Below are 26,025 nucleotides of genomic sequence, written 5' to 3' on the forward strand. Positions count from 1 at the left end.
AGCCGTATCATTGCCCTCGAACGGGCTCAACAAACGGTAGAAGTCGCCGAATTGCACTAAGTGGCGGATCTCTTTGTATTTGGCCACCTGCTCCTTCACGAGTTCCTTCTCATCATCCGTGAATTGCGTCAGGTCGAGCTCGTAGCCGAAGTTGCCGGACAACGCGACGTTGCCGCGCGTATCGAGCGACGTAATCCGGCCCACTTGGTGGTTGGGCACCGCGGATACGTGGGAGCCCATGGAGCTGATCGGATACACGATGCTTGTGCCGTATTGAATCTTGAGGCGCGAGACGGCGTCCGTGTTGTCGCTCGTCCACGTCTGCGGCATGTAATACAGCATGCCCGGGTCAAAGCGTCCGCCGCCGCCGGAGCAGCTTTCGAACAGCACGTGCGGGAAGCTCGTCGTGATCTTCTCAAGCACGGCGTACAAGCCCAGCATGTAGCGGTGAGCTGTTTCCCGCTGACGGTCCGCAGGCAGCAGTGCAGAACCGATCTCCGTCATGTTGCGGTTCATATCCCACTTCACATATGTGATCGGAGCGCTGGAGAGCGTCGCGGAGATCACTTCGACGATGTAGTCTTGCACGTCCTGTCTCGACATGTCGAGAATGAGCTGTTGGCGGGCTTGCGTCCGTCTGCGGCCTTCCACGTGCAGGCACCAGTCCGGATGCTTGCGGTAGAGCTCGCTGTCAGGGGATACCATCTCCGGCTCGAACCACAGACCGAATTCCATGCCGAGCGAAGTAACTCGGCCTACCAGATCCTCAAGACCGTTCGGCAGCTTGTTCCGATCCACGAACCAGTCGCCTAGCGAGGAGTTGTCGCTGTCCCGCTTGCCGAACCAGCCGTCGTCCAGCACGAACAGCTCGATGCCGAGCTCTTGGCCGGCACGCGCGATGGCTTCGATTTTGTCCGCATTGAAATTGAAGTACGTCGCTTCCCAGTTGTTGATCAAAATCGGACGGGCCTTGTCGCGGAACGCGCCTCGGCTAAGTCGCGTACGATACAGCTCGTGATAGCTGCGGGACATGCCGCCCAAGCCTTCGGCCGAAAACACCAGAATCGCCTCGGGCGCTTGGAACGTCTCGCCCGGCTCCAGCAGCCAGCTGAAGTCGAAGCTGTTCAGTCCCGCGAATACGCGCGAAGTATGGAACTGGTCAACCTCTACTCCTGCCGCGAAGCTGCCGCTGTAGACAAGGCTGACACCGTACACGTCGCCATGCGTTTCCGTCGATCCCTCCGAGAGCAAAGCGATAAAAGGATTCTGCATATGGCTGCTGGATCCCCGGCGGCTCTCCACCGACTGAAGTCCCGGTACCAGCTTGCGCGTATGAACGTAACGTTCCCGCGACCAGGCTCCGGATAGTTGCAGCAGCTCGAAGCGGTCATGAGGCAGATCGAAGCTGGCGCTGAACGCGCGAAGCAGCTTGACGGCAGCTCCGCTTTCGTTGACTACGCTTGCCGAACGCGCAATCGCGCTGTGGTCCGCGAATGCCGTGTAGGATAGCGTAACGCGAAGACCGGAATTCGCATCGACCAGATCGACGAGAAGCGTTTCGGCTTCGTCGTCGCTCTCGACGTAGACCGCCGGAAGACCCGGCAGCGATGGCTTGCCCTTTACGATCCGATGGGAATCGTACAAAAACTCCGTCACGGTCGTTCCGTCGGCGAGTTGCGCCTGGAACGCCGGCATGCGGAAGTCGGAGCTGCCGTATGTCGGATATTCCTGTGGAAGCGAATCAAGCGACAGCTCCTTCTGCTCCAGATCCGTGCTAGGCGAGAACGATGCGCGTTCTTTCAGCTCAAGCAGCTGGCGCAGACTGGTTCCGCGAACTTTGCGACCCCAATAGTAGTGGGCAAGGTAACCTTGCTTCGTAACGCCGAGCACATAGCTGGCATCTCCCGATTGCAGATGGAAAATACGGTTGCTTTCATCGTAACGAATGGACATAAATGTTCCTCCTCGATTCTAATCTCTTGTTTTCGGGTAAGTTATGAGAAAACCTCTATCGAGGCTTTTTCGAAGATGTGCGACCTCCAGCTTTGCAAAGCAAAGCCGCTTCGGAAGCATGATGTGGGTTTGAGCTACGCTTACATGCCGGGCCCGCAGCTCTCCCTGACGATAAACGACGTGTTTACCGTGGCGTGAATGGCCGCCTCGCGGCCCTGGATTCGCTCTAGCAACAATTGGACCGACGTCCGGCCCATCAGCTCCGTATAGGCGCGAACCGTCGTAAGCGGAGGGCTAAGGTAAGCGGAAATCTCGATGTCGTCAAATCCGATAAGCGACATGTCGTTAGGAACCTCGAGCCCCGCTTCGTGGAGTGCCCGAAGCCCACCCACGGCCATGGGATCGCTTCCCATCAAACAAGCGGTAGGACGCTCATTAAGATCGAGCAGCTTTCTCATACCGGAATAACCGCCGCCCGAGGACCATTCCGTTACGAGGTCGTACTCGCTGCGGTAAAGCCCCCGCTCTGACATAAAAGCCCTGTACCGGTTTCTTCGGGAATCGGTTACCGTCTCGTTCTCTGTCGAGACCGTCAAGCGGTGAACCGTTTCTTCTCCGCCTGCATACGCAATCCGAATATGGCCCAGCGCCTGCAAGTAAGACAGCGCCTCCTCCATCGCGGCTTCGAAGTTGAGCTTGACGGAGTCGCTGGAGGGCGGACCTTCGGCGTGATTGACGAATACGATGCGTTCGGGATTGCTGTATAGGGCGAGCACATCCTCCACGTGAAGAGAACCGACGACGATGAGACCATCTAGTCCATGGCAAGGAGCAAGCTCTGTACCGCCTCTGCCTCTCATCACCTTCGCGATGGTAATGCCGAGCTCCTCGCAGCGCAGCTCGATGCCTCGGCGAATGGAGGAAAAGTATGGATCGTCCCGCTCATCCTCCAGCGTCGACCACATCAACAATCCGATCTGCTGCCGGGAAAGATGTTCTTCCTGCTTCAGCTTTCGCAGCCTGGATGGTTTGTAGCCCAGCTCTTCGGCGATTCGGAAGATACGGCCTCTCGTGTCCTCGCTTACGGAAAGCGATAGGTCGTTGTTCAGCACTCTGGATACCGTTGCAGCCGATACGCCGGCTTTCGCAGCAATTTGTTTGATCGTTGCCATCCCACTCGCTCCCGCGTATATCCGATTTTGATACAAAATTGATGTTTAGTTAATAATTTTACTTAATAAATACATCCTAACAAACAACACGACTTCTGACAAGCGGTCAATTATTTCCGCCGAGCCGCCAAGTCATGCAACCTTTCCGCCAACAGCCCTCGTCTGTAAGTTGTAGTGCAACCTTGTTAATATGATCCAGAAAGCAGGTGCTATAACATGAAAAAAACATGGATTACTTTATGTACGGCCGCCATCCTCGCGATTGGCGTGACGGGCTGCGCGTCCGGGAACGGGTCTTCGCAGACTCCGCATCCAACGGAACAATCAGGCTCGCCGTCTCCGACCGCAAGCCCGCAGGCGACAACTCCTGCCGACGGAGGGACAAGCGGCCAAGAGAAACAAAGTCCGTTGTTCGCGACGCCGCAGGACGCGGCAGCAGCTATTATTTTGACGCTTAAGGATGCCGACATGGAGACTTTGCAGGCTTTCGTCCATCCGCAGAACGGTCTCCTGTTCTCGCCTTATGCCCACATTGACAAGGAGAAAGCGCAGACGTTTCCCGCCTCGGAGCTTCCAACGACGAATGATGACAAAAAATATGTATGGGGTTCCTTCGACGGCTCCGGCGAACCGATCGAGCTCACCTTCGGCGACTATTACAAAAAGTTCGTTTATGATGAAGACTTCGTCAATGCCGAGAAGATCGGCTGGGACGAAATTCTGAGCAGCGGCAACACAGAGCCTAACATGAAAGAAACGTTCCCCGGCAGCTACATTGTGGACTATCACTTCAGCGGGTTTGACGAGCAATACGAGGGCATGGATTGGAAAAGCCTGATTCTCGTGCTCGAACAGCATGAGGGAGGCTGGTACTTGAGCGGAATCGTTCATTCCCAGTGGACGATCTGAAAAAAGGCATGAAGTCCGGCTCTACCCGGCTTCATGCCTTTTTTCTGATGAATAGGTTTATTTGCTCTTTTGGGAATCCTGCAAGCTTTCGACCTTTCCTTTGCCCGCTTCTCCCTGTTTCTCGATATCCTTGCCCTCAGATTCTCCATCTTTTTTGTCGGGCTTGGGCATAGCCGTAGGAGCGGCGGTCGGCGCTGTTGTCGGTGCCGGATTCGGCGCCGGAGCGACTGTTGCGGAAGGCATGGGCTCTTTGCGCGTATCCTTGGAGCGGCCCGGCCACTTGCCGCCGTGCGCATTTTTCAGCTCCTTATGGAGTTGCTCAGCCGTCTTGCCTTCCGTCGCAATGCCTTGCTTCTTGGCAATCTCCTGCAGGCGCTCCAATCGCTTCGCATTATGCTCCGCCTTGAACGCCTCCCATTTCTCTGGATTGATTTTGCGCGCTTCCTTAAGCTCTTGCTTTAGCTGATCCGCGGACTTGCCGTCGGTCTTCAAGCCGAAGTAAGCCGCCATTTCGCGAAGCTTCTCCAGTCGGTAAGCCTCGAATTCCTTGCGCGACATCTCGCCGTGACGATGACCCTCTTCGCCTTCCGTGTGCTGAGCGAGCAGCGGTCCTTCGACGGCTGCTTCGGAAGTCATGCCATATGCGGAGGACAACAGCAGTGCCGTCGCCAGCGCAACCGATATTTTGCTGAACATCATAATCGTCTCTCACCCTTCTATACCGTATGGATTGGCAGGGACAATCATGCCGTCCCATCTCCGATTATTGTATCCAACCATTACCGCGTATAGACATGATGCGACAAATTATGACTTATCTTCCACTTCTTCCAACGCTCGCAGCTTGCCCAGCAGCTCCTCTTTGGAGAAGTGTTCGCCGATGAACACGGCGACATCCAGCACTTCTCCCTGCGGCTCGATCCGGATAAAGTCCGATTCCTTATACGCATATTGGAACAAGAACCGACTGCCGCGCGAGGTGTCCGAGAACGATACGATGCCTTTCGCCCGATAGATGTTATCGGGCAATTCGCCCAGCAGCCGCTCGAACGCCTCGCTGTCTACGGGACCTCGCCAATAATGCGTCAACGCCATTACATGCTGGTGGCTATGTTCATGAACATGAGATCCCCCGGTACACTCAGGAACACGCGAAGCAGCATCCTGCGAGGTGCCAAACAACAAGTCCCAAGCTTCTGTATCACAGCGGACCGTAGGCAAAATCGGCGCATGGGCGTTCATGCCGCGCATCAACTGCTGCGCTTCGACAAGCTCCTCGGGAGCCAGCTTGTCGGCTTTGTTAAGCAGGAGCGCCGTGCCGCAGCGAATCCCGTCGCGCATCAGCTTGAACGTGCGGCCTTTGCCGTCGCGCCCGCGAGCTAATAGCTGCGGACCGTCCACTACCGCGATAACGGACTTCAGCTCCACCTTCCGGTACATCGCCGCTTCCGTCACACCGTCGAGCAGCTCCATGGGATTGGCGGCGCCCGTTGCTTCGATCACGATGGCATCCGGTCCATGCAGTCCGATCAGACCATCGATCGTAAGCCCCAGATCGCCTCGCATGCTGCAGCAGATACACCCGCTCAGCATCTCCGCCATCGGCACGTCCCTCTCCACCAGTTGGCCGTCCAGATTAATATCGCCTAATTCGTTCATGATGACTGCCGGACGTTTCCCCTCCGACTTCAACCGTTCCAGCAGCCGCGTCAACAGAGTAGTCTTGCCGCTGCCGAGGAATCCCGTCAGCACATAGACCGGTATCGCGCGCATCGCGATTGATTCGCCAGCCTCACTCAGGTTCTCCATAAGCTCCTCCTTCTCTCTATGGTTACTCGCTCCGGGCTGGCTCCGCGGATCTGACATGAGCCTCTTGCAAGCTCGCCGCTACCTCCTCCGGCTCGGCCGTTCCCGCGAGCAGCTTTTTAAGCCCTTCATTCAGGACCTCCGCCGTCTCGCTGGACAAATAAACGTCATAAACAGGCGTGAAATCAACGCTGGTCACCAGCTCGTACACCTCCGCGAAGATGGACGACACCTTGTTTCTGTCCAAATCGATTTTGTAGCTTACCAATTGATTGCTCTCAAGCGTCTTACGCTGCGCTTCGGGACCGCTCATCGCGTATATAAGCGCAAGCGCCGCTTCCTTCCGCTCATCCTGTGCCTTGCTGCTGAGTCCCATGCCGATGCCCGTGACACCGGACACGGACCGGCTGTTCCCCAATCCTTCAGGCATTGATGGCAATACGGTTGCGCCGATCCGACGCAGCTCTTCATTCGTCGCATTCGCCGCCATATTCGTCAGCGCCCAGCCTCCGTCGATCATCATCGCCGCTTCTCCGCGCGCGAACAGCAGCTCCATCTCCAGATTATCCATGTTGGCGTAACCTTTTTGGAACGCGCCAGCCTCGGCAAGCTCCTGCATATAGGTTAAGGCATCAACAAATACACGGTCCGTGTACGCTGCTCCTTCTTGAGCTATAGCCTTCATAAACCAATCGGTGCCCGTAACCCGATCCGCAAGCGAGCTAAAGATGCTTGATTGCGCAACCCAACCCGCCTTGTTGCCTAATGCGATTGGCGCGATGCCTTTGTCGTTAAGCTTGCGGATGACATCCAGCAATTGTTCCCATGTTTGAGGCACGGTCAGCTTCTGCTCCAGAAAGATCGACTTGTTGTAATACAATATCGACGTCGGAGTAAGTCCCATTGGCGCGCTGTATGTATTTCCTCCTTCGGTAAACGCCTCCAGCGAACCCGGCATAAATCCGTCTCTCCATTCCGGATATTCGCCCAGCAATTCATTGATGGGCTGGATCAGCCCTGCTTGGGCAAAATCGCTGGTCATGGAGCCGCTCCACATCACGAACACATCCGGAAGATTGTCCGCTTTCGCAGCCTCCATAACCTTCGCCCGGTATCCGTCGGATACAAACTTCTCCACCTTTAGCTCGATTTGCGGATTATTTATTTGGAAAGTCTCTATAAGACTCCGCATCGCCAACGAGCGAAGATCGTTCCCATTAAAGTTATGCCATAACGTAATCTGTGTTTTCTCCTCTGCGCCCGCTTCCTTTCCCTCATCATTATTGGTACCGCAAGCAGCTAAAACAGCTAGAAGGATGACCCCTATGCCTACGCTCACGATTGGTTTTTTCAAAATAACTCGTCCCCCCCTTTGTTTCTAGTATCCATTATAAAGATATTGTGTCGAAATGTGGAGTCTTTCTCCGGTATTCGTCGAATCGCGGAGGGAAACTCTCGAACACATGCAAAACCCCCAAGCGAAGGCCGCTTGGGGATTTTGCATGCTATTTCAATTCGTGCAGATGGCGGTGATTAGAAGCAACAAAGTGTTTTCGCGATGATAACCAGAAGGATAAAGAGAACCAGGATGGCTCCGACGTTGTTGAATGCGCCGCCTACATTACCGCAACCTGCGCCTGCGACCGGATAATGATGGTTAGCTCCACCAGAAACGTTTGCTGCATAATTCATGAAGTTTTCAGCTCCTTTAATGTTAAGGTACAGTATCCTATGTATATTTCCCCCGATTGTATAGGCGTTTGATAAAATTGTGCGTTTGCACATTTTGCTCCAAAGCCCTCACCTCTCGCGACTCGTCACGGCCTTTGTCCGAGCTCAGCCCCACCCTTGTCCCGCAAATCGGGTGTTCGCCCAAGTTATATGCCATGGGAACAAATACCCAGTCAACGAATACCGCAGGCGCATAACCTACAGAGTAGTCAAAACGTAAGGAGGTGCATGTAACAATGTCAGGTTATGTTGGTGGTGCTCATCATAACAACATTGGATTCATTCTGGTCCTCTTCATTCTACTGGTGATTATCTCTTGCAGCATTTGCAGATGGTACTAATACCCTTCCATGTCTGAATAGTATCCTCCATGCATGAGGACATGAATCGCAGCAACCATTCTGGCGAGAGGCCCGCAACCCCGCGTTGCGGGTCTTTCCTGTTCGTCAGACGGGACAAGCCCTCAGACGCTAATAGGGCAAGACTCCTGCCGCATATTCTATAAGAGGATTGGATTCCAAAAGGGGGAGTCAAGGGTGGCTATCGGCGCAGATTGGTATCGAAGATGTCTCCTGAGTATCGCGGGCAACAAGACGGTAAAATCCATGACAGTCAAATACGGCAAGCGGCTGTCCTCCAGATTCATCGCCGGCCGCCGATTGCATGACGCTCTCGAACAAGTGCGGGCGCTAAACGACAAGGGCATTATGGCGACGCTGGATCATCTCGGCGAAGGAGTGAAGTTTGCATCCGAAGCCGCAGGCTATCGTGACGCTTATATCAAGCTGCTGGACGGCATCGCGGAGCAAGGAGTGGACGCCAACGTTTCCCTAAAGCCCACCCAGATGGGGTTGGCGCTGGACGCCGAGGCGTCTCTCGCCAATATCCGTGCAGTTGTGAGGCATGCAGCAGATCTCGGCAACTTCGTTCGGCTCGACATGGAGGATTCGCCTTTTACGGAAGCAACCTACTCTATCGTACGCCGTCTTCGCGAGGAAGGGCTGAACAATGTCGGCACGGTCCTTCAGGCCTATCTGCACCGTTCGGCGTTAGACGCGAAGCTCTGCGTAGAGGATGGCATCCCCCTCAGACTTGTTAAGGGCGCCTACAAGGAACCACCTTCCATTGCCTACCAGCGCCACACCGAGATTGCCGAGCAGTTTAAGCGGCTCATTCGGCTCCATTTGGACCACGGCAGCTATGTTGCAATCGCCACCCATGATGATGCCATTATCGGTTATGTCAAGAAATACGCCTCTGAACGGGGGATTCCGACATCGCGTTTTGAATTCCAGATGTTGTACGGTTTAAGAATGAAGGAGCAGGCCAAACTGGCCCGCGAAGGGTATCGGGTACGTTGTTATGTCCCTTACGGCGAGATGTGGTATCCGTATTACACGCGGCGCCTGGCAGAGAAACCCGCCAATCTGTGGTTAGTCCTGCGCAATCTCGTAAGGTAACAGGATTGTCAAAACTCCGGACCTTCCACTTATAGCCATTAAACGCTATTTGTTGTAAAATAGTGAGAAAACCTCTATCGACCTAGCAATCTATCACGAAGGAGACGAATGTCTATGAATATATGCGAGTGCCGCAATCAAATTGAACAGCTTCGCAAAATCATGGAACTTACGTTCGACAACCACGGATCCTTCACTGCCCCTCCTGTCCTGGAAGCCAGTCAACGTCTTGACGATGCCCTAGTTCACTATCGATTATGTCCTTTTTTCGATTCCTGCAATGAGAGTGGATGCAGGGTAAGTTGGAAGGATGTAGATCAACTGCAACTTGGCAACCAAGCCAAAAATAAAATTGCGGGATAAATGTTAAAAACGGCAGTCGACGCTCAAAGGCGATGACTGCCGTTTCAAATTTGGCCTATAGTTTATTTAACGATTGTAGTATCCGAACGAGCATAACCGTTGCTTCTCCTCGCGTTGAAGTATCGTTCGGCATTAACCTGTTGCCGCTTCGCCCGTTTACGATCCCGCTTCTCGCTGCAGCCGCAACGTAACCCTTTGCCCAATCAGCAATGTCCGCATCATCCGCAAACGAAGTTGCTCCGTCGGCTATAATGGGCAGTTGCAGGGCGCGGACGATCATCACCGTCATTTCTGCCCGTCTGATCTTCTCTTTCGGACGGAAGCTTCCGTCCTCATATCCTCTAATAATGCCGGTTTGCACAGCAGCGGCTACCGCTTGTCGCGCCCAGCTGCCGATTTGTTCCCCGTCAGAGAAAGACTGCGCAGATTCATCGATATCCGTCTGTTCTCCTATCGCCCTCATCAGCAAAACGGCAAACTCTTGGCGGCTGACATCGGCATCAGGGCGGAAGCTGTTGTCCGGATAACCGCTGACGATTCCTTTCGCCACTGCCTCGTTAATTTGTTGCTCAGCCCAATGTCCCTGCGTATCGCTAAATGGCACGACTGGCTGTTCATTCGTTTCGGAGACGGGTTCCTCCGACTCCTCGCTCTCATTCGGAAGCGCCGGAGAAACAACGATATTCGTTGGCGGAGGCGACGAGGGAGGATTTGTCGGTTCAACCTCAGGCTCCTCCAATCCATCCACGGAGAACAAATAAGGAGTTAGCGGCGCCAACGTTAAAACGGTCTCATCCACAATTTCCCCGGTGATCAGATTAGTCATATGCGTGACGGCCCGCTCGCCAACTACCGCCTTGGCCGATACGGCTTCCGGTCCGTAATTCACAACGTTTAACAACATCTTGCCTTCGTATGTTGCGTTGCGCCATTCTACGTTGTAAGGCATTTCTCCGGTAGAAGGCTGAATCAGCTTCACATGCTGCGGGTTCATATTATCCAGAATAGGCTCCATAAACGCTCGAATTTGCGAAGCCGTCCAATCTGCGGCCGTAATCTTATCCGAGTGGTCAAAAATATATTGCCGATCCGCAGCCGCTTGCTCCTCTCCATGAGGCGTAAGCCTGAGCGCATGCGTGCCAATCAGCAGCACTCGTCCCCCTTGCTCGATAAAACTTTTGATTCCGTCCAGAGTAGCCGGATCAACCCGTGTCACATAAGGCACGACCAGCAGTTTGTAATCGGCAAGCGCTCCTTCTGCGATCTGTTTCTCGGAGATATATCCTGTTTTATGTCCGCTATACGATAACGCTTCATACGCCCGCATCGTAACCGTAGAGTAATCGCCAGAAAAAATGCCGGCGGGAACCGTGTACAGAAGAGCCGCTTCCGGTTTGGCATGCTGGAATGCCGTGATCTCCCATGCCAAACGATTTAGATCCAGATTGGTGCGCCCCGCTTCGGCCACAACATCCGGACGGTGGAGGACGCTCCCCTCTCGACTGGATGATTCGTCATAGGTTCTCTCCCAAATCCAAATCGTAGAAGCGCTGCGTCCATGTATGGCGCTTTGCCAAAGAACGCTGCGAAAATGTTTGGCTTGCTCCGGAGTGTATAACTTATCGCCGTCGGCAATGATATGATGTTCGGAATTAAATACGGGAGCCTGCTCAAAGGAGGTTTGCATATCATAGAAGCTTAGTTCCTCCATAAAACCTTTCGGCCCCTCATTGATGTAATTCCAATTATCATTGCCATTAATTTGACTGAACGCAGAGAAACGTTCTATATCGACTCCCCATGACAGACTGCCTTGCGGATCGCCCATAATTTTGGCATGCAATGGCAGATCCGGCGCCAACTCATGGATCACATCGACCATCCATTCGTGCCAGCTGGCAAAATAATCCTGGTTAAAAACGACATAATCATAGGACCAGGGACTGGCGGTCACATTAGCGGGCATCGGCACTTCATCAAAGGAGGCATAGCTGCTCTGATAGATTCTGTTAAGCTCCGCTATATCTTCGTCATACAACTCCTCCAGATACTCATGCCACAACGGTAAAGCGTAAGCATCCTTATTCGTCTGATAAACCGATTCGTTGCTCAGCGTAATACTATGCAAGGATTCGTAGCCCGCCACTGCCGGGATCAACGCCCGCAGATAATCCTCTATGATGTCCTTGGCCCTTGGATGAAATAAGGAGAATTTAATAAAACCGTTGTTTAATACGTTCAATTCAGGCCACTTGGTTAACGCCCAAGCCGGAAAATAATGAGGCGAAATAAGCAAATTAACGGCTATATCATGGTCCTCTGCCCGCTGCAGCGCCTGCTGAATGTCCGATTCGAGCTTGCGAGTGGAGATGACGTAATCTTTATCCTCCGAATAACCTCCCAAATCTTCGAATCCGGCATTTTTGACGATGTTTTCGCTGCTGCCCGCTTTGGTCACGCTAAGATCGTCCACCCAGATCGTACCCGCATTTTCTGACACGATCATTAATTTATAGCTGGTTTCTTGAGCGCCGGTCGTGTATTCGTACACCACCTCCCGCCAATCAAAGGTGCCGCTCGGGAAAGACTTGCGCTGTTTCATCGCCGCCCCTCCGGGAAACCACGTGTTTTTGGCATTTTCCCCTTTTACCCAAACCCGAAATTCATAGGTCGTATTGGGCTCGACCGGGATCGTCTGGGCTACATTTACATATACGTTGGGCTGTATGGGCGACGCATTTGCAATTTGCAATGAAACGTCTCCCGAATGACTCACGCCTTCCACCGCAGCTGCAGTTGCGTTTACATTGCCCGAACGGCCTACGGTATATTGATTTACAAAATCCTTTTTGTCCAAAATGACATCTCTTGGTCCTATCTCGATCTGGATAATATTGTTGCCCAAATCCTGGAATATAGGGATATCCTCCCGCACTTTGCCAAAATGGCCGTATCCGGTAAAGAAGATGGGCCGCTCTTCGACGGCGCCGGTGCTTCTTACCGCTGTGTCGCCCATAAAGGAGTAACCGGAAATATCCGGCCTTCCGCTCACGTAACGCGGGACATCCTGCGGAAGGACCGTGCCGTCCAAATAACTCTGAAGTCGGGACTCCGCTTCGCCGTACAATCGCTCAAGCTCCACGGCGACATAATAAGCCCGGCCGAGTCTGTTCCCGACGATGTCCTCTCGTCCATATTTTACGAATTCTTTGATGACCGTATAGTTTATTCGCTCGTAATCCGTAGACAAACCTTGCGCTTCCGCAGCGAGCAGCAGTTGCTCAAGCACAGGCAGCTTGTTCATAATCGCATCCAGCATGCCCTCCAACTCTGTCGAAGTCATGATAGCGGTTACATCGATAATCTCGGTGAGCGTTCTATTGCCTCCTGGTTCGGCTAAAGTAAAGTCGAGCGCATAGTCGTCAGCACGCGTTGGCGCAAATTCCGCCTTTATCTCAGCTACTGACCGGGCAGGTATAACCAGTTCCTGGTCCATGTTCGTCATTATGGAAGATAACCGAAGGCTGATCTCCTCATTGCCCCAATTTACCGCAGAAACGTTATATTCGCCTGCGGATCCGCTGCCTAGCTCCTTCGGGCCTTCTACCCAGAAGCTCCAGGGCGTGTCTGCGGAAACCAGCTGCACTTTGCCATGGGAGCCGGGACTCTTGGCTTTGCCTATACCCGGCGTCCATTCGATCCATCCGCGACGCCCCGCTCCGTCATTATCGTTAAAGAGCAGAGTAAACGGAAGTACGCCATCCGGCTTTCCTGTATAGATGGTATTCCACGGCATCTTTACCTCATACAAAATGGTACTGCCAAGCTGCGTCGCCGCAGCTGCAATTTGATCCGCTCCCGCTACGGCCTTCCCTTCGCTGAACTGCCACACATGAGCCTGGCCATCCATAAAGTTGATGCCATATTCCGGTCCATAAGTGCCATCCGGGCTAAAGGCAAATTGAATGCTGTCCCCTCTCCACATCGTACTGCCGGCAACGGGGGTATGGTTATTGTCGATCACTTGAGCCGCCCAGTAGAAATAGTCGTCATCATAGGCCATATAGACATGGGCGGACAAGTCCTCTGCGTTAGCCCAACCCGACATCTCCACTTGGGCATCGCTTGCCGGCAACTGAAGCTGTGCAAACGGTTCCCACTTCGCTAATGTTCCATCCAGTTCCATGCCATTCGTCTGCAGGGCAACGGCATGCTGGCTGGAGCCAAAACCGGCTTTAAACTCGTCCCACGGCCTTACCTGGACTGGCCGCAATAAGCCGGCATCGCTATCGACCGAGTCGACACTCTCAGCCCCCTCTCCTGTGAGCGCTTCCAATTCTTGACCGTAAACAGCAGCCGCGAAACACTGGGCTGTCAGCAACCCTGCAAGCAGCACGCTGAGCCCCCGTTTAGCCGGCTTAGCCAGAGCAGCTGCAAATTTGCGGAATTGCAACGGTTGTTTCATCATTTTCCTATTCCCTCCCGTTTTATAATCGGAATGTAACCGGGCGGAGAGAGAAGTTTGCCATGTTCCCCCTCCAGCCCCTTCTATCATTCCGCCTAAACTAACTTGATGACGCAGTCGGCAGCGATACCCGCTCCACCGAACCTTCCACAAATTGACCCCTCATTTGAAGAATAAACCGGATATGGGCAGGCTTGACCTGCCTTACATCCGTCAGCCCTTGAAATACGCACAGGGCCGCTGCCGTTCCGGCTGCTTCGCCAATGGCGCTGACCGAGGCCATAATCCGGTAAGAGCTGTGCGCTTCATGCGTCCCGCTGATGCATCTGGAGCTTAGCAGCAGATTGCCAGCCCCTTTCGGAATCAAGGAACGGTACGGGATATGATAATATCCCGGCTCCGGAATACGCTCAAGCCGCGTCGTACCGCCTTCAGGATCATGAATATCAAGAGAATAAGCGCAGGCCGCAACCATATCTTCGAAGTGCCGGGTGCCGAGACAATCCTCCGCTGTAAGCTCATACTCGCCTACAATACGCCGCCCCTCTCGAATGCCGAGCTTGGGAGCGATATAGTCCAGCCTCGCATGTTGAAATGCCGGATGCTGGCGAATAGCCGCAAACAGCTCCTCCGCTTGTTTGCTTCCTTCCTTTATGCCGCGCTCGACGGTTTCCGGCTTGGTAGGGTCCACCTCCAACACCGAGGTAGAGTTGAACAAGAGCGCCTCTCCATCCGGGTAAGGGAAGCAAGTTACGCCGGTTCGCGGATTGTTGGTGCCCCCGGCCTCCTTCAACTCCTGATAAAAGGGAAGAAGCTCCCGTCTTAACGAATGGATCGCGGACCATAACCGAATATCGGGCTGCTGGAGCAGCGACCGATCGAAGCCGCTCACCTTGAACGTCGCCGTAGCCGACTGGAGCTTGCCGTCGCTCTCCCGGCCCAGATGGTAGGATAAGCCCGCAAGAGCCGACAAATTGCCGTCTGCGGTAGCATCAAGATAGACCGGAGCGGATACGATGCCCGAATGTTTGCCGCTGATATGCAGCTGAGCAATCCGGTTATCCCGCATGTCGGCTTGGACAACCGCGCTCCCCGTCCATATCGTCAGAAGGGGCTCTGCGCCAAGCAGCTTGTTATAGTTTGCCTTTAACTGCTGCTCGTCATAGGTTGGCACAACTTGTTCGCTGTAATGGGTGTAGGCGGCGGGAAATAGTTCCCGGTGAATGCCGCTGTTAATCGGACGGCCGCCGCGATCGCGAAACTCGCAAATAAGCGAAACACTGGAGAAGACGCCAGTGCCTCCGACTTCATCCGCCTGCTCGATTAGCAGCACTCGCTGCTGCAGCCTTGCCGCGGCAAGAGCGGCGCTTATGCCGCCAACGCCCGCGCCGGCTATGATAATATCAAACTTGCAAATTTCTTTATTCATTAGCCGCTCCCCTATCTTCCAAGCCGCTTGCCAATATACGGCGAGGCGTTCCCTCATAGATCACAGTGCCATTGCGGGAAATTCGGCAGTAGCCGGGACGCATGACAATATCAAAGTTATCATTGCGGAAGATGAAGCCGCTGACTTGCACATCCCCGTCTTCGGGCGGCCTTGGATAAATCCACAGACTGCCGTCAAGCTGCGGTTCGATCCCCGCCATGCCGAACAGGAGCGCCTCCGCCCCGGACAATCCGGCGACCACATTGGCCCGCTTGTGGGCAGGAATGGCCGGCCGATCGCAATAATGCTCTTGCGGATAATAAGGCAAATGCCGGCCCATCCAGAAATGCCGCTTCAACACATCCCACGCCGCTTTATCCTTGCCTTTTTCCCAAAGCGTCAGCGCCAACATGGGACCGTCTCCCGTATAGGAGCCGCCGCCCGACCAATCCGGATCATTTTGCTCGTAATGAAGCTCATCCTCTGCGGAAACGCTGCTTACCCCATAGGCGCCAAGAAACGCTCCCTCCCTTACCTGCTCAAACATACGATCCGCCATAACCTCCGTACATGCCCCGAAGCGCAGCGCATCGAAATATTGGATGGAATAGATAAACTCCTCATGCCCATCAGGGTATACGGCCTTGAACCATCCTTTCTCCTCATCCCAAAGATGGCGACGAATGGACCGACGAATCGTCTCCGCCTTGGCTCGCCACTGCTCCGTCGTTTCCCGCTCCTCCCCCAGCTGCTCCGCGAGCTGGGCCAGTCTGTCATAGCTCCATGCGCGCTCGGCATTTGGACTGGCAACAATGTGTTCGTAGCCGGCGCCCCGCATTTCCAGAAGATTATGCTGAAAGCCGTAATCCAGCAAATCGTTTGTCTGGGGAAGTCTTTGATCGTCTTGCAGCATTAATTGACGCATGACGGGGAACAACTTCCGGCCTCCCTCGCCATATAGAAGAAGCGCGCTCCATGCAAAATGAATAAAGGACCAAAGACTATAGGAGTAAGCGACATTGGCTCCCTTGCCGCTAGGCGCAAAACGGGAATGGCGGTCAACGCCGCTGTCGGCCATCAACCCGGCCAGCTCCAGGCTTTTTTCCTCGCCCAATAACAGTCCCATTGTTTTGGCCGCGTATCCCCCCACATCCCATGGATAACAGCAAATGCCGGCTCCCTCGATTCCGGACACGACCGGGAAAGGCTGCATGGCAAATTCCGGGTTATCCCAAAGACAGATCAGACCGCTCACGATAGAACGTCGGTAATACTCCTCGAGCCCAGGGATGTCGGATTGCAGAACAGGCAGCCGACGACTAGCCTCGGACAACCGTTTCTCCCATACTCGCCGGCTCTGATCCTCCAAAGTTTCCAGCGTACCGGCTGGAAGGAAAGGGGTGCCGGCTGCGGTCATGGCGACGCAGAAACGTATCGTCCACGACGCCCCCTCCTCCAGCACCGTCTCCAATTGACCTTCACTCGTTAGCGTGACCCTTACCTGACCGTTCTCCCAAGCCTGAGCCTGATGATCGCATTTGGCTGCCTGCTCCGATGCCGCTTCAGGCCAGCCATAGTCCCATTCGTCGTAGGGGGCATGGATCGGCCGACCTGGCGATACCTCCGGCGCAATGCCAAGCGTTATGGCTCTTCCGCTGCGGTTGCGAACCGTCACCTTTAATACAAAACCATGGCTGCCTGCAAGCGGCACCAGTTCGCTGTCCACGCCCAGCGAAAGCAGCTTGTCCGCGACAAAGTGATGATAAGTGCCCCGTCGGACAATCCGGTCCGGCTGCCAGATCTCCTCCGCGTACAATAACCCGCAGTCTCCCTTGCCCAAATGGCCGTTGTCCGCAATATCATGCCCATCCGCTCTCAGCCCTACGGACAGTCGAAGGTCCTTCGCCGCATAGGGCGGCGCGTAACATCCGCGCACGCCCATTACCGTTCTCCGCTCGGGGGCTGTCGTACTGTAGCCGCTGCCTACCCAGATATGTTCCTTGGGGGCCAGGCTTTTGCGTATATCAAAAGCAAATTGCTGTAAAGTGTCCATTGCCATCGTGCTAAACTCCTTCAACGTTATTTCTTGGCCTGATTGGCGTAAAGCTCCGTATAGTCCGCAATAATTTGATCGCCGCCCTGAGCTCTCCACTTCTCTACTTCTTTGTTGAAGCCGTCCTCATCCAGCGTGCCGATAATGAACTTAATGCGAGCATCCGTAATAATTTTGTTTAGCTCTGTTCCTTTTTCCACGGCAGTCTGGGAAATGAGCGGCTCTACCGGATTAGACACGATAATGGACTCATTATCCTGCATCATCTGGCGGAACTTGTTATCCGCCTCGCCCTTGCCCTTCCAGATCATCAACGCACCGTCATAAGACGGCAGTTGCTTTAAAGGCGACACTTCGTTGGAATAGGCTGTCTGGTCTGAGATGGACGGCTCTCCGGAAGAATCCTTCTCGTGATGACTTCCCTCGATCCCCCAAGTCCACGTGTACATCATTTCTTCATCTACAATTTTGTCAAAGAAACCAAGAAGCTGCTTCAGCTCTTCCTCTGTTTTGACCGTTGCTTTGGGAAACACAAACATGCCGTTATAACCCGTTGTAGCAAATACCCGCTCGCCCTCCGGCCCCTCAATCCGGCTGATAATATCCAGCTTGGCATCCGGATTCGCCTTCTTTAGCTCATTGCCGCCAGTGATCAGGAAATCAAGCGTTGTAAAGATAACGCCAGCTTTGCCTTGGAAAAATTGCTCCTGCTGCTTGCTTGTTTTCGTAGCCGGGAAATCCTGATTAATCAGCTTTTCATCATACAATCTCTTGTAAAATTTCATAGCTTCCATATTTTCAGGCGTCATAAACTGCGGTACAGCCTTGCCGTCTCGTATTTCCCATTGATTAGGCGCTCCAAAGAAAGCCGAGATCGTCTGGAAGCCGGTTAACCCGACTGCCGATGCGCCATTGCTGGAATCTTCCGCTTCCACAAGACCGAAGGTGTCCTGGTTTCCCGTCTTCGCCGGATCGTTTAGCGTAAACGCCTTAATTACGTTATATAAGTCATCAATCGTTTTGGGCTGTTCAAGACCCAGATTCTCCAGCCAGTCCTGACGGATGACGATGCCTTGACGCGCCAGCGCTCTTGCACGGTACAGACCGTAAACCTTGCCGTCCACGGAAATATTGTTTAATACCGTTTCGTTTCCGTTATATTTGCTCAGATTCGGGTAGTCCTTTAGATAAGGTCCGATTTCCCAAAACATGCCTGAACGTTGGGCGTTAATAATCGACGACGATTTCGTATCCTGAATCATGAGTACTTGAGGCAGATCATTAGAAGCGATGGATACATTCACCTTGTCGTTGTAAGCAGAGGCAGGTATCCAGGTTGCGTCTATCTTGGTATTGGTATATTCCTCGATTTTTTTAATAATCGGATTATTTTCGCCCGGCGGCTCCGGCGAGGTGTATTGGTTCATCATTGTAAAAGTGAACCTGCCGTCGCTTCCTTCCTCCTTCTTGCCTTGTCCGCATGCTGCCAAGCTTGTTGCCACGATTGCAGCCAGCCCAACAAAAGCCAGCTTGCGCGGTAATCCCAACATGTCTTCGTCCCCCTTGATTAGATGAGTTCATTGTATCAAAAGACGGGCAAGCCCATCCTTTAACCCGTAGAGCTGCTTATCCTTTTACCGAGCCAAGCAACACCCCCTTGGCAAAATGTTTTTGCAGGAAAGGATAGAAGGCCAAAATCGGAACAGTCGAGAATACAATGACGGCCATATTAATAATTTTGGAAGGCGGAGGCGGCGCCTCGCTCATATCCGATAATCCTTTTTCCGTCAAAATGACAATCTGCCTCAGCAGCACCTGGATGGGCCACTTGCGGGAATCGTTGATATACAAAATGGCGTTAAGAAAAGTATTCCAATGGTTGACGGCGTAAAACAACGCGAAAGTGGCAATGGCCGGCATCGACAACGGAAGCACGATACGCAGCAGGATGCCGAGATCATTGCAGCCGTCAATCTTGGCCGATTCCTCCAGACCGTCCGGAAGCTGCTGAAAAAAGTTTTTGATAATAATCAGATTAAATGCGCTGATCGCGCTCGGAATAATTAAAGCCCAATACGTATTGGTGAGATGCAGCCCTTTGACAATCAGAAAGGTAGGGACAATTCCGGCGCTAAAAACCATCGTAAAGGTGACCAGCAGCAGGATCAGCCGACGACCGTACAACTCCTTCCGCGCCAGCGGATAGGCCATAAGCACAGTCATGAGCAAATTTACCAGCGTGCCAACAACGGTAACACCGATAGTGACCCACAAGCTGTGGAGCAGGATTGGCGTCGACAATATATAACGATAGCCCGCCAGCGAGAACTTCGTTGGGAATAACATAAAACTTTTGGCCAGCACTTCCTGCTCTGTCGCAAATGAAATCAAAACGATATAAATAAAGGGAATAATCATAACCGCCGCCACCAGGATCAACACTGTGCCATTGGCAATGCCGAACAGGCGATTTCCCAAACTGCGTTCATGCATGACTAGTACACTCCTTCCTCTCCGAATCTTTTGACCAGCCAGTTGGCGGTAATGATCAGCACGAATCCAACAATCGATTTAAACAATCCGACGGCCGTGCTAAAGCTGAACTGTCCTTGCGTTATCCCGGCTGTATAGACATAAGTGTCGAATACCTCGCCGACTTCCCGATTGATCGAGTTAAGCATCAGGAATATTTGCTCAAAGCCTGTGTCCAGAAACGTTCCTAATCGTAAAATAAAAAGGATGGTAATCGTCGAGCGGATCGCGGGAAGCGTGATATGCCATAACTGGCGCATTCGTCCTGCTCCATCTATCCTTGCCGCTTCATACAGCTGAGGATCTACTCCGGATAAGGCGGCTAGGAAAATAATTGTCCCCCATCCGGTTTCTTTCCATATCACCTCCAGCGTAATCATCGGGCGGAACCACTCCGTACTAATCAAAAAGTTGATTTTCTCCCCGCCCAAGGAGGCGATAGCCTCGTTTACCAAACCGCCGTCCAGGGTGAAGAAGGTGTAAGCAATCCCGACTACGACGACCCAGGAAACAAAATGCGGGACGTAAATCAAAGTTTGGACCACCCGCTTAAAGGCTTCGCGCCGAACCTCGTTAAGCATAAGCGCCAGAACGATCGGCGCCGGGAAAAAGAACAAAATATTGTAACAGGCCAGTATAAGCGTGTTTCGCAAAAGCATCCAGAACACGGGATCGTGAAACAAGCGGTCAAAATGCTTCAGTCCTACCCATTCGCTCTCAAAGAACCCCAGGTACGGCTGATAATTTTTAAACGCCAACAGCAACCCCCACATGGGTGCATACTTAAAGAGGACAAAATAAATGACACCGGGAAAAAGCATGAGGTATAACCATTTGTCCCGCAATAACCGGAGGCCGACCCGATGCCGCTTGGGCATGCAGGCAGGCGCCGCAAGGGCCGGCTCGCTTTCGACTTGATTCATCTCCTAACTCCACCTTTGCTCGAACGTATCGTCTTGTGCTGCGTGCTTTAACCTTAAACGGCGAGGAGATGAGCGTCTATAATCGGGGTATAATCATCAGAACGCGTAGTGATAGCGGCGCTTCTAATAATCATTAGAACTTGGATTGTAATCATCTTAATGAACCTAAAAACAAAAAAGACGCAGCTGCACGCGCTGCGTCTGGTTTATGGGTCAAGGGATGTTCAAGAAATTTATTGCCCGACATGCTGTTGGCGATATTGTCCCGGGGTCATGTTCTCCATCTTCCGGAAAAAGCGGATAAAATTTTGCGGGTTTGTATACGTAAGCCGTTCGGCAATGTCGCCGATCTTCATATCCGTCTCGACCAACCACTTCTTGGCCATCTGCAGTCGGTATTGCTGCAAGCATTCGCTAAAGCTGATTCCGGTTTCCCTGCTAAATAGCGGGCCCAAATGATTGGGATGGTAGTTCAATTTCGCCGCGCAGGCTTCAAGCGTAAGCTCGGTCTCGAAACCCTGATCAATCATTTGCAGAACTTGATCGGAAATTTGTTTGGCATGCGATTTGCGCTGTTGCTCGATCCTGTTCATTAAAGGGACGATCACGGTGTCATAAAACCAGGTCCGGATGGTCTCCTGCGATTGAAGCCCCAATATCTGGTGAAACAGCTCCTGATCCGACGAAAACGCGGACCCATCCGGTGGTTCATGCAGCATGGAGTTTGACTGCATCAATTCCATCAGCATCGTGTATAGCCGGATTAATGACATCTGATACTGGCGCCAATCCGCCTGCTCCCCGAATATCAAGGCCATACATTGATCCAGCAGTTCCTTGCTTCTGGTCCAATCTGCCAGCTTTACCGCATCGCAAAGCTCCTTGGCGACCCGATGGGGAAAAACGCCTGCTATGCTATCGCCTGGTCTCACATCATCAATAAACAAAATGGATCCGGGGCCGCTCCGAATTCGGTAACGAAGCGCCTCAAGCGCTTCCTCGCAAGAGGCCGGAGCATCGATCAACCGTTGACGAGGCCGACTAATGCCGATACTAATCGGCAAGCTCAAATATTGGCCGACGGCCTTTTGAACGAGCTCTACCCTATCAAACAGCCAAGACTTGTACTCCGTCTCCTCCCGCTTCTCGCTCCCCCCAACCAATGTGATTAAAGACTGTTCCGTAAATACGGGATCCAGCCGTTCATGAGAAGGAATCAACTCCGCTGCAATATTGGCGATAGCGAACAACAGCAAGTCCCGATCTTCTTCCCGGTAGTTCGATTGGTCCAAAAAATCGATCTGGATGGCGAGCACGGCATGCCATTGCCAATCGTCCGGATAGCCATACTCCTTCAGCTTGGCAGGCAGCTGCGAGTTCTTCTCTTCGCCCCTGATGAGCTTAAGCACGAAAAACGGCCTCATCTCTCTGATCTTGCCCGCCACTTGGGCGGACAGCTTGTCTTCCTTCTGCAGCATGGATTGCAGTCGCGCCCCAATTAAAGCGAACTCATCCTTCGTCTCCACAGCCTGAGGGTCATCCGGCTTCGCCGCAATGGCGGATACGAGCTGGCGAATGGGCTGATAAAACGAACGAGAGCCGAACAGAGCCAGACCGCATGTCGACAAGATCATTAACAGGCAGGCAGCCAGCGTTACCCACCCAATGGATCGCGAGTCTTTGGTCATATCCTTAATGGAGATGGCCGACACGTAAGTCCACCGATTGTAGCTGGATTGCCTTGCAATGATACTGGTTTCGTCTCCATCCAGGGATACGTCAAATTGAGTCGTCGATTCTTTGTTCCGTTTGAGTTCGGGAATCAACGGATCGAGGCTGAGTTGCCCCCTCGCGGCCCCGCCTTCTGACAGCAGCTCGTACCCGTTATCCAGCACCAGCACGGTCCCGCTCTGGTTCCCCTCCTTCAGCAAACGAGACAGCTCCGACTCCGCAATCGTAACAATTGCAAGACCGTTAGCCTTAAGCGAATTTAGCGGGATTTTTTTGACCAGGCTGATACTGGGCGAACGATCGTCTTTGTTCGTTACCCATGCAGAAAATGACGGCAACTGTTCATACCGAAGCAGTTGATCCAAATTTTTGAGATCATCGAACGTAAAGATATTGTTATTGTCTATTCCCCACTGCCCATTTAAATTTACAATCGTCATATTGCTGATCGTCAATTCGAAGGTTTGGCTGCGTACCATACTCTGGTACATTTCGTTGTAAATTTGATAATGCTCCGCCGCATAAGGCAATGACATGGCATTAACCACTAAAGGCGAACTAATATATTGGGTAACCGAATGGTCGATCGTCTTCAGTATTTGTTCTACCCTGAGCTGCGTTTGCTGCAGCGCATCCATGCTTCGTTCATTCACCTTGTCCTGCACGATGGAGGAGGACATATAATAAGAAGCGATTCCCACTACAATAACGGGAATGGATCCAATAAGCAGGCAAAATAAGAGTAAACGGATAAAATATTTGCCGGAACGATTTTTCATAGCATCTCCTTTGACAGCCATCTTGCTTTATGTTTATCCATTATAGGAAACGCTGTGGGAGGAGTCCATAATCAAGCTATAATCATTAAAGAGGATGATGAGAAAACTAAATAAATAATCGCCCGTTTCTCCGCAAACATCTCAGCACTCTTACCGCCCCGGTCAATTCGTTACGTTAAACAAATAATCCGTCCATCCAGCCCAGCTAGAGGGATCCTGGTATGGCGCCCCACCGACGGTGAACAGCATTCCTTGTATGGGAAGCTGATCGTTCGCAACGGGGTGAATCCCTGCCTCGTCGACCTTGTATTTGACAGCATCGTTGATGGCGTATTGGACGGGGCGATCATCCAGCAGCTTCAGCATGACGTATGCATCTTCTCCCGATGGTCGCCAATCCAGCATTCGCAGCTTCTCGAATCGCTCGAAGAACAAGGCGGCATACATCCCTTCGTTGTACTGCAGCCAAGTATCCGAGGAGCCTCGCGGAGAATACTTAATCCGCTCCACCTCTCCGTCGTATACAACCTCGGAGAAAACAAACTCGTCGTTTACCCGATCTACTAAACGAAATTCCGCCTTCAGCACATCGCCTTCCTTCGTGCGCACGAGCTCAAAGGAAGAAATTTTGGCCTGATCCGTAACAGAGGTTTCCGCAAGCACCGATCTCCAGATGCCTTCCATGCCAAGCGCTTCATAAGGTATCGCCTCCATTCGCACATCGCGCTCTCGCCATCCAACCTCCTCCGAAATCGCAGGCCATAAGAGTCCCGTTGCATAGATGGTTAGTCCCAGCAGTGCCGCGTTCCGCTTTATTCTGGCATTCGGCACAGGCTTCCGGAAGAACAGCAGATAGACGAGAAAGCCCAGCGGAAGCTTAATAGTGTTGATGGAAAAGGTAAAGCAGCCAAGCAAGGTATAACCGGCCAGATTCCAGCCGAGTCCCCTTTCCTCTTCCTCTCGGCGCCAGTAGAGCAAGAACAGAACGATCAGGACGGCAATTCCCGAGAACGGCAGCCAAGCAGACGCAATCAGCCCGCTGTCATGCTGCCTGTAGCCGTATAAGTTATGGCCGGCATATGAAATCGTTACGCCTTCTTTCAATACGCCTTCATTTGCGATATCGAAGGAAACTCCCGCCATATTGCTTGGACCTTCACTCGAACCATAACCCCCTATCAACAGATCGCGTCCCGAGTTATCCGTCACCTGCCAGCGTTCTACCGCTCCGGATCTCGTAAATGAACCGTTATCCAGAAGCAGTGAGCTCGTCAAGTAGCGACCCGCTCTGAGGCTCATGGAAGGGATGGCGGTCAATTGCACATAAATATCGTTATTTTGCTTCGTTACGGATTCCAGCAAAATCGTCGTATTAAACTTCTTCTCTAGTACGACGTTCAGCTTATTCTCCTCGCCGACGCGCTCCGGAATCCATTCTGGCTTCAGCAGGAAAGTTGTCGATATCCCTTCCTTAACGAGGGTCGTATCATACCCTTGCCGAGACATGACCCGCTCATAGATCGCATCCGATCGATTGCCATACAGCCATAGCGTCGCGATTGCGCCCACCGCCAACAAAGCTGCGATCAGTAGTCTCCAATTCATTTTTCTATAAACTTCCGCTTGCCCAACCTTGGTCGTCATCCTCTTCACCGCCTTCGGGATCGATGTTCACATCCAACATGCCGTTGCTTTATTCCTCAACACTTCTACGCTTCCATTCCTTAGGAGGTTGCGAATCCCTTTTTATCACATAGAAAAGAAACCCTTACATCTTGTAAGATGCAGGGTTTCTTTGGCAATCGATGGGTTATCCGCGCTCACGACTTGAGTATACGGAACCCGCCTAGAATCGGAATCGGCTTGCAGGCTCCTCCGGCCGCGTTTACAATCCCCATAATGGCCAGAATGAACAACGCGAGGTTGCCCAGCGGACCGATCAGCAGCCATCCGACAATCGGAATCAGCGAGCTGACGATATTGACGGCAACCAGGGACAAAAACAAGATAAGTCCTTGATTGGCATGGTACATGGCGAATTTCGACTCTTTGGCGACCAGCAACGGGACAAAAAAGAGGATGTATGCCAAAATGGCCATCACTTTGTTATTGGATACATCGGATGCGTCAACCTGCTCGGCATTCGTAGAATTTCCGCTCACTTTCATCTTCCTTTCCTTCAATTCGAATAAATAACGACTATCGTTTATTGCTCGGTTTTCGGATTATTGGAATACACCAATGCCCCGGTAACCGTCTTGTTATCCTCCAGATCACGCTGCAACGTAAAGATGAATCGCTCTGTTCCCTTTTGTGACGAATAATGAATGGAATTATCGTCTCCCATTCGACTAACCTCCGAGTAGCCGGCTTGTTGCGTATAGTCAACATACAGAGCGACCGCTTCGTCGTACGGCATCTCCGTTTCGATCGTCACCGTGATGGAATCGCTGGCGCTGATCGACGAAGTGACTTCGATTTCATCCGGCAGCGGTACGTCGGAAGGGAAGCCCTCCGGTATGTCCGCTTTACTGGACAGCGTAACCTCCTTGCCTTCCCCGGTCGTAATCGTCACCTCTCCCTCCTCCGTTTCCTGGATGGCTTGCTCGATGTTCGAGCATCCCATCGCGAAAACCAAGGCCATCGCCGTCGCTGCCAGCCCTGCCCTTTTCCATGTCGTTGTTACCAATTTCGAATTCTTCTTCATTGCCTCATTCTC

The 26,025-nt window shown here is 52.6% G+C and carries 19 protein-coding genes; 3 read left to right on the plus strand and 16 right to left on the minus strand.

All coding sequences use genetic code 11. The annotated features are described in order from the left end of the window. Together PAT3040_RS33320 and PAT3040_RS33325 are read right to left on the minus strand one after the other, a co-directional pair. Window positions 1-1,953: alpha-galactosidase (locus PAT3040_RS33320; RefSeq protein ID WP_108996050.1), on the minus strand; the 1,953-nt coding region annotated here is incomplete at its 3' end. A gap of 140 nt (window positions 1,954-2,093) precedes the next feature. Then, on the minus strand, window positions 2,094-3,125 hold the full coding sequence (locus PAT3040_RS33325; RefSeq protein ID WP_108996051.1) for a LacI family DNA-binding transcriptional regulator: 1,032 nt from the start codon (window positions 3,123-3,125) through the stop codon (window positions 2,094-2,096). Between the two features lie 216 nt (window positions 3,126-3,341). Here PAT3040_RS33325 and PAT3040_RS33330 point away from each other — a divergent pair, with 216 nt between their 5' ends. Continuing rightward, window positions 3,342-4,034 carry a hypothetical protein gene (locus tag PAT3040_RS33330; RefSeq protein ID WP_108996052.1) on the plus strand — a complete coding sequence of 231 codons (693 nt, stop codon included), beginning with the start codon at window positions 3,342-3,344 and terminating at the stop codon, window positions 4,032-4,034. Window positions 4,035-4,091: 57 nt separating this feature from the next. Here PAT3040_RS33330 and PAT3040_RS33335 read toward each other — a convergent pair whose 3' ends face one another. From PAT3040_RS33335 to PAT3040_RS37780, 4 genes are all read right to left on the minus strand, one after another. After that, window positions 4,092-4,733, minus strand: a complete 642-nt coding sequence (locus tag PAT3040_RS33335; protein ID WP_108996053.1) for a hypothetical protein — start codon at window positions 4,731-4,733, stop codon at window positions 4,092-4,094. Window positions 4,734-4,841: 108 nt separating this feature from the next. Next, the gene (locus tag PAT3040_RS33340) at window positions 4,842-5,843 is read right to left on the minus strand and encodes a CobW family GTP-binding protein (RefSeq protein ID WP_258235284.1); all 1,002 of its coding nucleotides are present in this window, start codon (window positions 5,841-5,843) and stop codon (window positions 4,842-4,844) included. 22 nt (window positions 5,844-5,865) lie between these two features. Then, complete coding sequence (locus PAT3040_RS33345) at window positions 5,866-7,194, minus strand: extracellular solute-binding protein (protein WP_108996054.1); 1,329 nt, start codon at window positions 7,192-7,194, stop codon at window positions 5,866-5,868. A 179-nt stretch (window positions 7,195-7,373) separates the two neighbouring features. Continuing rightward, window positions 7,374-7,532: a hypothetical protein gene (locus PAT3040_RS37780; protein WP_181376996.1), complete on the minus strand. Its 159-nt coding sequence runs from the start codon at window positions 7,530-7,532 to the stop codon at window positions 7,374-7,376. Window positions 7,533-8,107: 575 nt separating this feature from the next. Here PAT3040_RS37780 and PAT3040_RS33350 point away from each other — a divergent pair. Together PAT3040_RS33350 and PAT3040_RS40235 are read left to right on the plus strand one after the other, a co-directional pair. Then, window positions 8,108-9,031, plus strand: coding sequence for a proline dehydrogenase family protein (locus PAT3040_RS33350; RefSeq protein ID WP_258235285.1), 924 nt, complete (start codon window positions 8,108-8,110; stop codon window positions 9,029-9,031). A gap of 114 nt (window positions 9,032-9,145) precedes the next feature. Further along, window positions 9,146-9,394: a Spo0E family sporulation regulatory protein-aspartic acid phosphatase gene (locus PAT3040_RS40235; protein WP_179215675.1), complete on the plus strand. Its 249-nt coding sequence runs from the start codon at window positions 9,146-9,148 to the stop codon at window positions 9,392-9,394. A gap of 55 nt (window positions 9,395-9,449) precedes the next feature. On the opposite strand, the gene PAT3040_RS33360 is transcribed toward PAT3040_RS40235, so the two are convergent. The 10 genes from PAT3040_RS33360 to PAT3040_RS33405 form a co-directional block, all read right to left on the minus strand. Continuing rightward, window positions 9,450-13,862 carry an S-layer homology domain-containing protein gene (locus PAT3040_RS33360; RefSeq protein WP_181376997.1) on the minus strand — a complete coding sequence of 1,471 codons (4,413 nt, stop codon included), beginning with the start codon at window positions 13,860-13,862 and terminating at the stop codon, window positions 9,450-9,452. Between the two features lie 97 nt (window positions 13,863-13,959). Continuing rightward, entirely contained in the window at window positions 13,960-15,288 is a 1,329-nt protein-coding gene (locus PAT3040_RS33365; protein ID WP_181376998.1) for an FAD-dependent oxidoreductase, read from the minus strand. Continuing rightward, on the minus strand, window positions 15,281-17,347 hold the full coding sequence (locus PAT3040_RS33370) for an MGH1-like glycoside hydrolase domain-containing protein (protein WP_108996057.1): 2,067 nt from the start codon (window positions 17,345-17,347) through the stop codon (window positions 15,281-15,283). Before PAT3040_RS33370 ends, PAT3040_RS33365 begins: the two co-directional genes overlap by 8 nt. 20 nt (window positions 17,348-17,367) lie before the next feature. Then, entirely contained in the window at window positions 17,368-18,891 is a 1,524-nt protein-coding gene (locus PAT3040_RS33375; protein WP_108996058.1) for an extracellular solute-binding protein, read from the minus strand. A 76-nt stretch (window positions 18,892-18,967) separates the two neighbouring features. Next, window positions 18,968-19,834 carry a carbohydrate ABC transporter permease gene (locus tag PAT3040_RS33380; RefSeq protein ID WP_108996059.1) on the minus strand — a complete coding sequence of 289 codons (867 nt, stop codon included), beginning with the start codon at window positions 19,832-19,834 and terminating at the stop codon, window positions 18,968-18,970. Window positions 19,835-19,836: 2 nt separating this feature from the next. Further along, window positions 19,837-20,751, minus strand: coding sequence for an ABC transporter permease (locus PAT3040_RS33385; protein ID WP_305778799.1), 915 nt, complete (start codon window positions 20,749-20,751; stop codon window positions 19,837-19,839). Window positions 20,752-21,029: 278 nt separating this feature from the next. Next, window positions 21,030-23,306, minus strand: a complete 2,277-nt coding sequence (locus tag PAT3040_RS33390; RefSeq protein WP_181376999.1) for a helix-turn-helix domain-containing protein — start codon at window positions 23,304-23,306, stop codon at window positions 21,030-21,032. Between the two features lie 162 nt (window positions 23,307-23,468). Further along, window positions 23,469-24,950, minus strand: coding sequence for a hypothetical protein (locus tag PAT3040_RS33395; RefSeq protein WP_108996062.1), 1,482 nt, complete (start codon window positions 24,948-24,950; stop codon window positions 23,469-23,471). Window positions 24,951-25,126: 176 nt separating this feature from the next. Then, window positions 25,127-25,474 (minus strand): DUF4870 domain-containing protein, encoded by a 348-nt coding sequence (locus PAT3040_RS33400; protein ID WP_108996063.1) that lies wholly within the window; start codon window positions 25,472-25,474, stop codon window positions 25,127-25,129. Between the two features lie 38 nt (window positions 25,475-25,512). Beyond that, window positions 25,513-26,013, minus strand: a complete 501-nt coding sequence (locus PAT3040_RS33405) for a hypothetical protein (RefSeq protein ID WP_108996064.1) — start codon at window positions 26,011-26,013, stop codon at window positions 25,513-25,515. Window positions 26,014-26,025 lie beyond the last annotated feature (12 nt).

The sequence above is a fragment of the Paenibacillus agaridevorans genome, assembly GCF_003112455.1.
GTDB lineage: Bacteria > Bacillota > Bacilli > Paenibacillales > Paenibacillaceae > Pristimantibacillus > Pristimantibacillus agaridevorans.

Bases quoted from the DNA above. Each gene is read 5' to 3' on its own strand.
- PAT3040_RS33375 (WP_108996058.1), bottom strand. From the start codon at position 18,891: ATGTTGGGATTACCGCGCAAGCTGGCTTTTGTTGGGCTGGCTGCAATC.
- PAT3040_RS33380 (WP_108996059.1), bottom strand. From the start codon at position 19,834: ATGCATGAACGCAGTTTGGGAAATCGCCTGTTCGGCATTGCCAATGGC.
- PAT3040_RS33340 (WP_258235284.1), bottom strand. From the start codon at position 5,843: ATGGAGAACCTGAGTGAGGCTGGCGAATCAATCGCGATGCGCGCGATA.
- PAT3040_RS33330 (WP_108996052.1), top strand. From the start codon at position 3,342: ATGAAAAAAACATGGATTACTTTATGTACGGCCGCCATCCTCGCGATT.
- PAT3040_RS33360 (WP_181376997.1), bottom strand. From the start codon at position 13,862: ATGATGAAACAACCGTTGCAATTCCGCAAATTTGCAGCTGCTCTGGCT.
- PAT3040_RS33325 (WP_108996051.1), bottom strand. From the start codon at position 3,125: ATGGCAACGATCAAACAAATTGCTGCGAAAGCCGGCGTATCGGCTGCA.
- PAT3040_RS33390 (WP_181376999.1), bottom strand. From the start codon at position 23,306: ATGAAAAATCGTTCCGGCAAATATTTTATCCGTTTACTCTTATTTTGC.
- PAT3040_RS33335 (WP_108996053.1), bottom strand. From the start codon at position 4,733: ATGATGTTCAGCAAAATATCGGTTGCGCTGGCGACGGCACTGCTGTTG.
- PAT3040_RS33385 (WP_305778799.1), bottom strand. From the start codon at position 20,751: ATGCCCAAGCGGCATCGGGTCGGCCTCCGGTTATTGCGGGACAAATGG.
- PAT3040_RS33370 (WP_108996057.1), bottom strand. From the start codon at position 17,347: ATGGCAATGGACACTTTACAGCAATTTGCTTTTGATATACGCAAAAGC.
- PAT3040_RS37780 (WP_181376996.1), bottom strand. From the start codon at position 7,532: ATGAATTATGCAGCAAACGTTTCTGGTGGAGCTAACCATCATTATCCG.
- PAT3040_RS33395 (WP_108996062.1), bottom strand. From the start codon at position 24,950: ATGACGACCAAGGTTGGGCAAGCGGAAGTTTATAGAAAAATGAATTGG.
- PAT3040_RS33400 (WP_108996063.1), bottom strand. From the start codon at position 25,474: ATGAAAGTGAGCGGAAATTCTACGAATGCCGAGCAGGTTGACGCATCC.
- PAT3040_RS33405 (WP_108996064.1), bottom strand. From the start codon at position 26,013: ATGAAGAAGAATTCGAAATTGGTAACAACGACATGGAAAAGGGCAGGG.
- PAT3040_RS40235 (WP_179215675.1), top strand. From the start codon at position 9,146: ATGAATATATGCGAGTGCCGCAATCAAATTGAACAGCTTCGCAAAATC.
- PAT3040_RS33365 (WP_181376998.1), bottom strand. From the start codon at position 15,288: ATGAATAAAGAAATTTGCAAGTTTGATATTATCATAGCCGGCGCGGGC.